Origin of the sequence: Kitasatospora sp. NPDC059722, assembly GCF_042733235.1 — a bacterium.
Lineage (GTDB): Bacteria > Actinomycetota > Actinomycetes > Streptomycetales > Streptomycetaceae > Kitasatospora.
In genome coordinates this window covers 2,026-11,869 of sequence record NZ_JBHWGD010000141.1, presented here as the reverse complement: position 1 = coordinate 11,869, position 9,844 = coordinate 2,026, and the positions used below count along the sequence as shown (strand labels likewise).

At 74.1% G+C, this 9,844-nt stretch carries 10 protein-coding genes; all 10 read right to left on the bottom strand.

Annotated features, from left to right (window positions below):
* Positions 1-34: 34 nt before the first annotated feature.
* Complete coding sequence (gene argG, locus ACFV4F_RS40110) at positions 35-1,459, bottom strand: argininosuccinate synthase (protein WP_380447485.1); 1,425 nt, start codon at positions 1,457-1,459, stop codon at positions 35-37.
* Between the two features lie 189 nt (positions 1,460-1,648).
* A complete protein-coding gene (locus tag ACFV4F_RS40105) occupies positions 1,649-2,455 on the bottom strand; it encodes an SAM-dependent methyltransferase (RefSeq protein ID WP_380510391.1) in 807 nt (268 codons plus the stop codon).
* Between the two features lie 117 nt (positions 2,456-2,572).
* On the bottom strand, positions 2,573-3,235 hold the full coding sequence (locus tag ACFV4F_RS40100) for a rhomboid-like protein (protein ID WP_380447481.1): 663 nt from the start codon (positions 3,233-3,235) through the stop codon (positions 2,573-2,575).
* Positions 3,236-3,351: 116 nt separating this feature from the next.
* Positions 3,352-3,927 carry a YbaK/EbsC family protein gene (locus ACFV4F_RS40095; RefSeq protein WP_380510388.1) on the bottom strand — a complete coding sequence of 192 codons (576 nt, stop codon included), beginning with the start codon at positions 3,925-3,927 and terminating at the stop codon, positions 3,352-3,354.
* A 138-nt stretch (positions 3,928-4,065) separates the two neighbouring features.
* Entirely contained in the window at positions 4,066-4,446 is a 381-nt protein-coding gene (locus ACFV4F_RS40090; RefSeq protein ID WP_380495467.1) for a VOC family protein, read from the bottom strand.
* Between the two features lie 150 nt (positions 4,447-4,596).
* The gene (locus ACFV4F_RS40085; RefSeq protein WP_380510384.1) at positions 4,597-5,541 is read right to left on the bottom strand and encodes an STM4011 family radical SAM protein; all 945 of its coding nucleotides are present in this window, start codon (positions 5,539-5,541) and stop codon (positions 4,597-4,599) included.
* A gap of 11 nt (positions 5,542-5,552) precedes the next feature.
* The gene (locus tag ACFV4F_RS40080) at positions 5,553-6,884 is read right to left on the bottom strand and encodes an STM4012 family radical SAM protein (protein WP_380510381.1); all 1,332 of its coding nucleotides are present in this window, start codon (positions 6,882-6,884) and stop codon (positions 5,553-5,555) included.
* Positions 6,881-7,765: an STM4013/SEN3800 family hydrolase gene (locus ACFV4F_RS40075; protein ID WP_380510378.1), complete on the bottom strand. Its 885-nt coding sequence runs from the start codon at positions 7,763-7,765 to the stop codon at positions 6,881-6,883. Before ACFV4F_RS40075 ends, ACFV4F_RS40080 begins: the two co-directional genes overlap by 4 nt.
* A 41-nt stretch (positions 7,766-7,806) precedes the next feature.
* Positions 7,807-8,916, bottom strand: coding sequence for an STM4014 family protein (locus ACFV4F_RS40070; RefSeq protein WP_380510375.1), 1,110 nt, complete (start codon positions 8,914-8,916; stop codon positions 7,807-7,809).
* A gap of 18 nt (positions 8,917-8,934) precedes the next feature.
* Positions 8,935-9,844, bottom strand: a 910-nt coding sequence (locus ACFV4F_RS40065) for an STM4015 family protein (RefSeq protein WP_380510372.1), incomplete at its 5' end; no start/stop codon positions are given.

Below are 9,844 nucleotides of genomic sequence, written 5' to 3'. Positions count from 1 at the left end.
GTGCCACGGCCCTCGGGCGGGGGGAGTGCGGGGATCAGTCGTTGCCGGACTCGATGGCCGCCTGGTCGAGCGCGGTGGCCTCGGCCGCGACCGCCCCGGCGTCCTGGCTGGCCGCCGCGATCGGCGCCGCGCCGCCCGGGGCGAGCTCGCCGATCAGGCCGCTCCAGGGGGCGAGCTGACCGTGCGTGGCGTACTGCTCCAGCTTGCTGCGCGAGTCGGCGATGTCGAGGTTGCGCATGGTCAGCTGGCCGATGCGGTCGTCCGGGACGAACGCGGCGTCCACGCTGCGCTCCATCGACAGCTTCTCGGGGTGGTAGCTGAAGTTCGGGCCCTGGGTGTCGAGCACCGAGTAGTCCTGGCCGCGGCGCAGGCGCAGGGTCACGCTGCCGGTGACGGCCTGGCCGACCCACTTCTGCAGGCTGTCGCGCAGCATGAGCGCCTGCGGGTCGAACCAGCGGCCCTCGTACAGCAGCCGGCCGAGGCGGCGGCCCTGGGTGTGGTAGGTGGCGAGGGTGTCCTCGTTGTGGATGGCGTTGAGCAGCCGCTCGTAGGCGGTGTGCAGCAGGGCCATGCCGGGCGCCTCGTAGATGCCGCGGCTCTTGGCCTCGATGATGCGGTTCTCGATCTGGTCGGACATGCCGAGACCGTGCCGGCCGCCGATGCGGTTGGCCTCGTGCACCAGCTCGACGTCGTCGGCGAACACCCGCCCGTTGATCCGCACCGGGCGGCCGAACTCGAACTCGACGGTGACGTCCTCGGCCGGGATGTCGACGGACTGGTCCCAGAACGGCACGCCCATGATCGGGGCGACGATCTCGATCGAGGCGTCCAGGTACTCCAGGCGCTTGGCCTCGTGGGTGGCGCCCCAGATGTTGGCGTCGGTGGAGTAGGCCTTCTCGGCGGAGTCGCGGTAGGGCAGGTCGCGCTCGGCGAGCCACTCGGACATCTCCTTGCGGCCGCCCAGCTCGGAGACGAACCGCTGGTCCAGCCACGGCTTGTAGATCCGCAGGCTGGGGTTGGCGAGCAGGCCGTAGCGGTAGAACCGCTCGATGTCGTTGCCCTTGTAGGTGGAGCCGTCGCCCCAGATCGAGACCTCGTCCTCCTGCATGGCGCGGACCAGCAGGGTGCCCGTCACGGCGCGGCCGAGCGGGGTGGTGTTGAAGTACGTCTGCCCGGCGGAGCGGATGTGGAAGGCGCCGCACGCGAGCGCGGCCAGGCCCTCCTCGACCAGCGCGGCCCGGCAGTCCACGAGGCGGGCCTGCTCGGCGCCGTAGGCGCGGCCGCGCGCGGGCACGTCGGAGAGGTTCGGCTCGTCGTACTGGCCGATGTCCGCCGTGTACGCGTAGGGGACGGCGCCGTGCTCGCGCATCCACGCGACCGCGACGGAGGTGTCCAACCCACCGGAGAATGCGATGCCGATCCGTTCACCGACCGGCAGCTTGCTCAAGACCTTCGACATGCGTGCACCCCTGGACCCGCGGCGCGCGGGCCTTCGAACTAGCGACGTGTGGGACGTTTCGGCACTGGTGTCCGACACCGTCACCCTGGCATAGGTTTGCAGAGTAGCGCAAGACAATACGAAAGTGGCGGCCGGGTCCGCCCGGCGGACCGGTGCCGTCGGGCGGGGCCGCGGTGGTGGTCGCCGGGGTCAGGACTTGCGGCCGACGCCCGCGTACATCCAGCGGGTGGTGTTCGCGGTGGAGCCGTCCGGGCGCCAGAGCGGGACGAAGTCGACGCCGGGCTCCAGCAACTCCCAGCCGTCGAAGAAGGCCTCGACCTTGGCCCGGCCGCGCCCGTTGATCTGGGACGTCGCGTTCTGCCAGGTCTTGCCGACCTCCTCGGCCCGCTGCGGGTTGCCCTCGGCGGTGCTGTGCGACACCAGCAGGTGGCTGCCCGGGGCGACTCTCTCGCGCACAGCCCGGACGGCGGACGCGGCCTGGGCGTCGTCGACGAAGTGCAGGACGGCGAGCATGAGCACGGCGACGGGCTGCGACAGGTCGATCAGGGAGCGCAGTTCGGAGCGGTCCAGCAGTTCCTCGATGTCCCGGAGGTCGCCGGTCAGGACGGTGGTGCTGCGGTTGTCCGCGAGCAGGGCCCGGCCGTGGGCGAGGACGATGGGGTCGTTGTCGATGTACACGACGCGCGCGTCCGGGGCGAGTTCCTGGGCGACCTCGTGGACGTTGCCGCGGGCGGGCAGGCCGGAGCCGATGTCGATGAACTGCCGGACGCCGGCCTCGACGCAGAGCCGCACGGCGCGGCGCAGGAAGGCGCGGTTCTCGCGGGCCGCCTGCGGGATGTCGGGCGCGGCGGCGATGGCGTGCTCGGCCGCGGCCCGGTCCGAGGGGAAGTTGTCCTTGCCGCCGAGCCAGTAGTCGTAGATCCGCGCCGGGTGCGGGCGGTCCGTCCGGAGATCGGTCGGGACGTCCGTCCCACTGGTGCCGTCGGTGTTGAACATCCGGTCCCCTCCACTGTGCTGAGCGGCTGTCATCCGGCGGGGCGGTGCAGCCAATCGAACGTCCGCGCATGATAGCGGCCGAGCTGCGGCGGGAGGTGAACCGCGGGTGCCCGTCGACTACCCGGCGGCCGCGCGGTGGAGGCGCCTGGGGGCGGCTCCGGCGGGTGCCCGGACGGCGCGCTTGCGCAGCCAGGGCCGGCGGGAGGCCAGCACGCCGAGGGCGAGGGCGATGAGGTGGCCCGCGTCGGCGAGTTCCTGGTCCACGGCCCAGGCCGCGGCGAGGGCGACGGCGAGCGCCGGAAGGCCGTACCGGCGCAGGGGTTTGGGGCCGAGGGCGAGCAGACAGGAGCCGGTGGCGACGAGGCCGTAGCTGATCCCGACGTCACGGGCGCGGGAGAGCGCGCCCGGGATGCCGGTGGTGATCATGACCCACATCGCGCCCTCGGTGAGCAGCGTGGCGCCGAGGTGCCCGAAGGCGAAGACGGCGCCCGCCCGGAGCGCGCCCCACCGCCACTCGGCGAGGCCGAGCACGGCGGCGACGGCGGCGATCCCGGCCCAGGCGGGGACGCCGTCGACCACGAGGCCGCTGGTGAAGAGGGTCCACCACTTGCCGACCTCCATGTGGTGGACGTTGCTGCTGTTGTGCCGGACGAAGCGGGCCCGGCCGGCGTGGCTCTGGCTCGCGAGCCAGGCGGCGGTCGCGGTCAGCAGCAGGACGTAGACGGTGGTCAGGCGCAGCCGCGCCAGCACGCGCAGCACCTTGTCGCCGCGGTCTTCCATCGTGCCTTCCGCCTTCGTCGTCCGACCGAAGCCCCGTGTCGGGCCCCTGCCGGTGTCCGGCAGTACGTTGGCAGCCTATCGGCGTGCGGAGGGTGCTCCGTCCCGTGCGGGCGGGCTCAGGTCGCGAGGCCGGGGAGCACCTCGGCGTGCGGGAGGCGGGCCAGGACGGGGCCCGGCAGGATCAGCTTGCCCCGGCGTCGGCCGCTGCCGATGAGCACGTGCGGGGCCTTGGCCACGGCAGCGTCGATCAGCAGGGGCCAGTGGGCGGGCAGTCCGACGGGGGTGATGCCGCCGTACTCCATGCCCGTCTCGGCGACGGCGGTGTCCATCGGCGCGAACGACGCCTTGCGCGCCCCCAAGTGCCTCCGCACCACCTGGTTGACGTCGAGCCGGGTGGTCGCGAGGACGACGGCGGCGGCCAGCGTGACCTCACCGCCGCGCTTGGCGGCGACCACCACGCAGTTCGCCGAGTATTCGAGCGGTGTCCCGTAGGTCTCGCAGAAGACGGCGGTGTCCGCCTTGTCGGGGTCGGTGTCCACGTACAGCACCGAGCGCGCCGCCTCCTGGCCGTCTTCGTGGGCGTCCCAGTTCTTCAGCGCGTCCGCGACGGGCTCGGCGAGTTCGTCGTGGACGTCCAGCGCCGCGCGGACGACGGGGAACCTGCCGAAGGGCGGGACGATCTGCTCGCTCATGGCCCGACCCTACCGAACCGCCGTCCGCGGGAGCGCGATCCGCTTCCGGGGACGGCAGTCCGGCGGTCGTGTCGGTTCCAGGGGTTCGCGGGGGTGATTCGTGGGGGTGATTCGTGGGGGTGAATCGCGGGGTGGTGATCAGGTGTCGGTGCGCTGGGCGACGCAGAGGATGTTGCCCTCGCTGTCCTTGAACCAGGCGGCGCGCATGTCGTCGCGCTCGGCGACGCCGTCGACGGTCTTCAGGCCGGGGAAGTCGTACTCCTCGAACGTGATGCCGCGCTCGCGCAGGGCGGCCATCTCGCCGTCGAGGTCGCCGACCTTGAAGCTGGCGAGCGTGTGGGCGGACTGGCCGCCGCTGGGGGTGTGGTAGATCGTGAACTCGGTGCCGCCACAATCGCACGTGAGCTGCTCCTCGTCCTCCCTGGTGAGCTTGAGGCCGAGCACGTCCGTGTAGAAGGCCTTGGCGCGGCCGAGGTCGCTGGCGGGGATGACTGCCTGCAGCGGTCCGTCTCCAAGCATGGTGGTTCGCCTCCTCCTGATTACCAGGCTAGGGAGGTGCGGGCGTGGCCGCGCGGCGGGCGGAGCGCCGCTGCCGGGTGTGCGCGGGGTGTGCGCGGGGTGTCGCCGGGACGTCGCGCAGCGTGGGCGCGCACGCGCTCCGGCGACGCTTCACGCTGCCGGTGGCCACTCCGTCGGCACCCGTTCCAGGACACCCGCGCCGAACAGCTCGTACAACGGCAGCGTCTCCAGGTGGACGTAGCCGATGTGGCAGTCGCAGACCGGCAACGGGCAGGCGCGGGGGCGGAGTCGGGCGCGGTAGCTGCCGTCGTAGAGGTTCCCGAGGACGTCCCGGACGAAGTGGCAGCGGCGTACCGTGCCGTCGCCGTCCACCGAGAGCACGGACTCGCCCGTGCGGCAGGGGAGCCCGGCGCTCGGGTGCGCGTGCCGGCTGTAGCCGAAGTGCGGGTCGAGGGCGGCCCATTGCGCGGCCTCGGCGTCGGTGTACGTGCGGCCCTCGGCGGCGTTGATCCAGAGGTAGACGTGCGGGGCGAGCGCGGCGCGCAGGCGCCGCGCCTCGGCGAGGTGCTCGGGTTGGCCGACCACGCCGACGCTGTAGCGCGCGCCCAGTGCGTCCAGCTCGCGGCACTTGGCGAGGAAGCGGTCGTGGGTGACCTGGCCGGGGTGGTAGGTGACCCACAGGGCGAGGCTGTCGAGGTCGGCCTCGGCGAGCCAGTCGGTGCGGCAGCTGAGGTTGGTCTGGATCGCGACGCGGCGGACGTGCGGGAGCCGGCTCAGCTCGGCCAGCGCGCGGCGGTACCACGACCGCACGAGGCCCTCGCCCCACGGGGTGAACAGCAGCGACAGCGTGTCGCCGGTGCCCGCCCGCCCGGCGGCCCAGGCGGTGAAGCGCTCCAGCGCGGCGCGGTCGGCGCGCAGCTGCTCGGGCGTGTCGCGCCGCTTGGCGAACGGGCAGTACGGGCAGTCGTAATCGCAGGAGGCGAGCGGGCCGCGGTAGAGGAGGGTGAGGTCCCGCGGGGCGCCGGTGGTGGCGGCGTTCGCCGAGTCGCCCGCGGAGTCGTCGGCGGGAGGTTCGGTGGCAGGCGGGGACGGCATGCCGAGGAACGTCATTTCGCCTCGTAGCCCGCCATCAGCGCCCGGACCCCGGGCGAGAACAGCATCGGCCCTGCGGCGTCCGAGTGCGCCAGTCCCTCCGGCGTGAGCACCAGGCGCGCATCGTCCCCGGCCAGCCAGCCGCGCTCGGCGAACTCGGCCAGCTCGGCGGGGAAGTCCTCGGCGGGCGTGCCGCCGAACCGGGCCCGGTAGTCGGCCAGCGGCATGCCCTGAGCCTGGAGCAGCGACTGGACGAGGTGGCGGCGGCGCGGCTCGTCGCCGGTCATGGCGTGTCCGACCTCGGCCCGGTGGAAGTCCGCCGTGGCGACGTAGTCGTCGATGATGCCGCGCACCTCGGTCGCGTTGACCGCGTAGTCGAAGGAGTAGTGCAGCCGCGACGTGTACGAGCGCGCCCCGCAGCCCAGGCCGACCATGCCGTCGGTCTGGCACGCGTACTCGCTCACGCCCGCCTGCGGGGACGCGGCGCGGCGGAACATCCGCATCGACACCTGCTCGTAGCCGTGCGCGAGGAGGTGGTCCCGGCCGGTGCGGTAGAGCGCGAGCCGGCGGGCGTCCCAGGCGGAGAGGCTCTCCTGCTCGCCGCGCCGGGCCAGTCCGGTGAGCGGGCGGACGTACAGCGGGTAGAGGTACAGCTCCTCGGGCTGCCAGGCGAGCGCGGCGTCCAGCGAGTGCAGCCAACTGGCCTCGGTCTGGCCGTCGATGCCGTAGATGAGGTCGATGTTGAGCACCGGGAAACCGGCCGCGCGGATCCGGCCGAGGGCCGCCTCGACCTCGGCGCGCTTCTGCGGGCGGACCGCCGAGCGGGCCTCGGCGTCGACGAAGGACTGCACGCCCAGGCTCAGCCGGGTGGTGCCCCGGGCGGCCAGGACCTCCAGCCGGTCGGCCGTCGCGGTGGCGGGGGAGGCCTCCACGGACAGGGGTATCGCCCGCAGGTCGGCGCCCATGTGCCGCTCGGCGATGTCGCACAGCCGCTCCAGCTCGCCCGCCGTCAGGTACGTGGGCGTCCCGCCGCCGAACGCGGCCACCGCGAACCGGGCGTCGGCGTCCAGTGCCCCGCGGACGGCGTCGGCCTGGCGCTCCAGCGCGTCCAGGTACGCGGTGGTCAGGCCCTCCGGGCTGCCGATCCGGGTGAACAGGTTGCAGAAGCCGCAGCGCACCTCGCAGAACGGGATGTGCAGGTAGAGCGAGAGCGCGTGCTGCGCCTCGCCCGCCCACAGCCCGGCCAGCGCCGGGCGCTCGGGCAGCGGACGGTACGCCGTCTTGTGCGGGTAGGCGTAGACGTACGACTGGTAGGGCGATTCGGTGCGTGGGGGTGCCGTCGTCATGCCGCGGGCTCCTCGGTGGTGCTCGTGCGGGGGACCGCGGTGTGGTGGGGGATCGTGGCGTCGCGGGGGACCGCGGAGCGGCGCGGGATCGTGAAGTGGGCGTACGGGACCGTCCAGACCACCTCGTGGCCGATCCGGTGGCCGGTGTAGCCGTCCTCGCCGTACGCGGTGCCGTGGTCGGAGCAGACGATCGTGAAGCACGGGCGGCGGGCGCTCATCGCCGCGAGCAGGCGGCCGATGTGGGCGTCCACGTACTCCAGCGCGGCGGCGTGGCTGGCGCGCGAGTCGCCGTGCTCGCGGGTGGCGCCGGGCAGGTGGAACCAGTTCGGCTGGTGCAGCGCGGAGACGTTCAGGAACAGGAACAGCGGCTGTCCGGCGGGCTGTTCGGCGACGACCTGCTCGGCCCGGGCGACCTGCGCCTCGAACGACGTCGGCGAGGGCACGCCCATCTCCGGAGTCCAGTGGCTCTCCTGGAACAGGCCGGGGAGCACCGAGCCGAGCGGGCCCTGCTTGTTGAAGAAGCCGACACCGCCGATGCACACCGTCCGGTAGCCGGCCGCGCCGAGCGCGGTCGGCAGGTCGGGGGCGTCGAAGACCCAGGTGCGCGGGGCGGTGCTCTCCGAGCCGGCGAAGCGGGCCGCGAACAGGCGCGGGTGCGGGCCGCCGGGCGCGGCCGGGGTGGGCAGGAAGCCGGCCAGGATCGCCTGGTGGGAGGCGTACGTGAAGCTGCCGGGCGCGTGGCGGCGCTCCCAGCGGCCGCCGGGCAGGTGCGCGGCGAGGTGCGGGATGCGGCCGGCGGCGGCGAGTTCCTCGGCGACGTCGAAGCGGAGGGTGTCGAGCGTGACGAGCAGGAGGTCGTGGGTGCCCACGACGGCGTTCATGTCGGGGTCCGGGTGTGTGTGCGTGCCGGGCGTCTGGTGATTCATCGTTCTGTCGTTCCGGGGTGGGCGGCGGTCAGGGGGGCGGTCAGGGCGGCCAGCTGGGCGGCGTAGGTGTCGAGGCCCTCGGCGGGGCCGCCGGGCAGGCCGGTGAGGTCCGGCAGGAGGTCGCCGAAGGCGTTGACCTCGCCGACCACGGCGCGCCGCCAGCCCGTGACGGGCAGGACGTCGACGCCGACCATCGGCGAGCGGGGGAAGCAGGCGGCGGCGCGCTCGGCCGTCTCCAGGAGGGCCGGCCAGGCGGGCCCGGCGGCCTCGCGGGCGAGGTCGAGGCTGCCCCGGGCGCCGCCGAGGTGCAGGTTGGTCATCGGCTGGGCGCTGGTGCGCACCACGGCGTGGGTGGCCCGGCCGGCGACCACGACGACCCGCAGGTCCGCCGAGCGGCCGGACTGCGCCGCCTTCGGGACCCACTGTTCGACGTGCAGCCCGTCCGGTGCGAGCCGGTCGACGATCGCGGCCACCTCGGCCTCGCCGCGGTAGCGCCGCACCCGCAGCGAGTTGTGCAGCTCGCCGCCGGCCGGCTCGACGGACGTGGTGGCCTGCACCTGGCCGCGCGGGCCGAACTCCAGCGCCACCACCCCCGAGGCGGAGGAGCCGTGCGCGGGCTTGACGAAGACCCGGTGCAGGCCGGCCCCGCGCACGCGCTCGCGCAGCTCGCCCCAGCCCGTCAGGCCGGTGGTGTCGAGCGCGCGGGGCACCGGCACCCCGGCGGCGGCCAGCGCCGCGTGCGCCCGGCGTTTGTCGAACATGACGGCGATCTCCTCGGGATCGCCGAGCAGCCGCACGCCGGGTCGGGCCGCCAGGGCGCGCAGCGCGGACATCACGCCCGCGTACCAGGCGGCCGTGCCCTCCACGCGGGTGGGCGCGTAGGACGGGCCGAGTGCCGGGCCGCGCAGCAGTTCGTCCACCGCCGGCTCCTCGCCGGGCGATTCGATCCGCAGCAGAGCGCCCTCGGGCAGCCGGTACCCGCCGCGCAGCACGTCCAGCCAGGGCAGGACGGCGGGCTCGGGCAGGCCGGCGGCCCGGGCCGCGGCGGCGAACAGTGTCACCCGCCGGTGGCCCGGATTGCCGAGGACGGTCAGCCGCGTCGTCATCGTGCCGTCACCCGCCCGCTACTCGGCCACCGCGACGTAGCGCTCGTCGGGGTCCTCGTCGGCGTCCTCGGCATCGCCGAGGTCGATCTCGACGCTGGGGAGGGCCTGGCGCAGGCGCTGCTGCATCTCGTCGGTGAGGTAGTGGTGGTGCAGGTCGAGGGCGCGGAGGTGGGTGAGTGGCTGGCCCTCCAGCAGGGCCGCGGCGCCCTCGTCGGTGAGCACGCCCATCGACAGGTCGAGCGATTCGAGCCGGGCCACGACGGGTGCGTGCGCGACGGCCGCGGCGATCTCGTCCTGGAACTCGCTGTTGGCCAGGCCGAGGTGGCGCAGCGCCGGCAGCCGCGTGCCGTCGAGGAAGGGCGCGAGGTCGTCGAGGGTCGCGTCGCCGCCGTACTCGTCCACGCCGAGCCAGAGCACCAGGCGCTCCAGCGCGGGCAGTTCGCAGGCGGCCACGGCGCGGACGACCTCGGCGGGCAGGCCGCCGGCCTCGAAGCGCAGGGACCGGAGCCGGTCGTGGCGCACCGGCTTGAACGCCAGGCCGGTGCCGCCGCGCACGGTGAACTCGCGGAGGGCGGGGAACGCCGTCAGCAGCGGGGTGACGTCGCACATCTCCAGCCAGGAGATCTCGCACTCGTCGAACGTGACGTCGCCGAGGAAGAGCGCCTCCAGGGCGGGCAGGCGTTCGGCGGCGTCGGCGAGGAGGCCGACGGCCTCCTTGACGGGTTCGTAGTCCCGCTGCCACCAGGAACCGATCACCAGTGCCCGGACGGCCGCCGGGTCGACGGTGTCGAGGAACGTCTCCCAGAGGGCGGCGAAGTCGTGCGGGGCGTCGTACTCCAGGGAGAGCCGCCACGCGACGGCGCCGGCGGCGGGGCCCGTCCCGGCGCCGGGCGCGGAATGCTGGTGACGCCGCGCCGGGGCGGCGCCC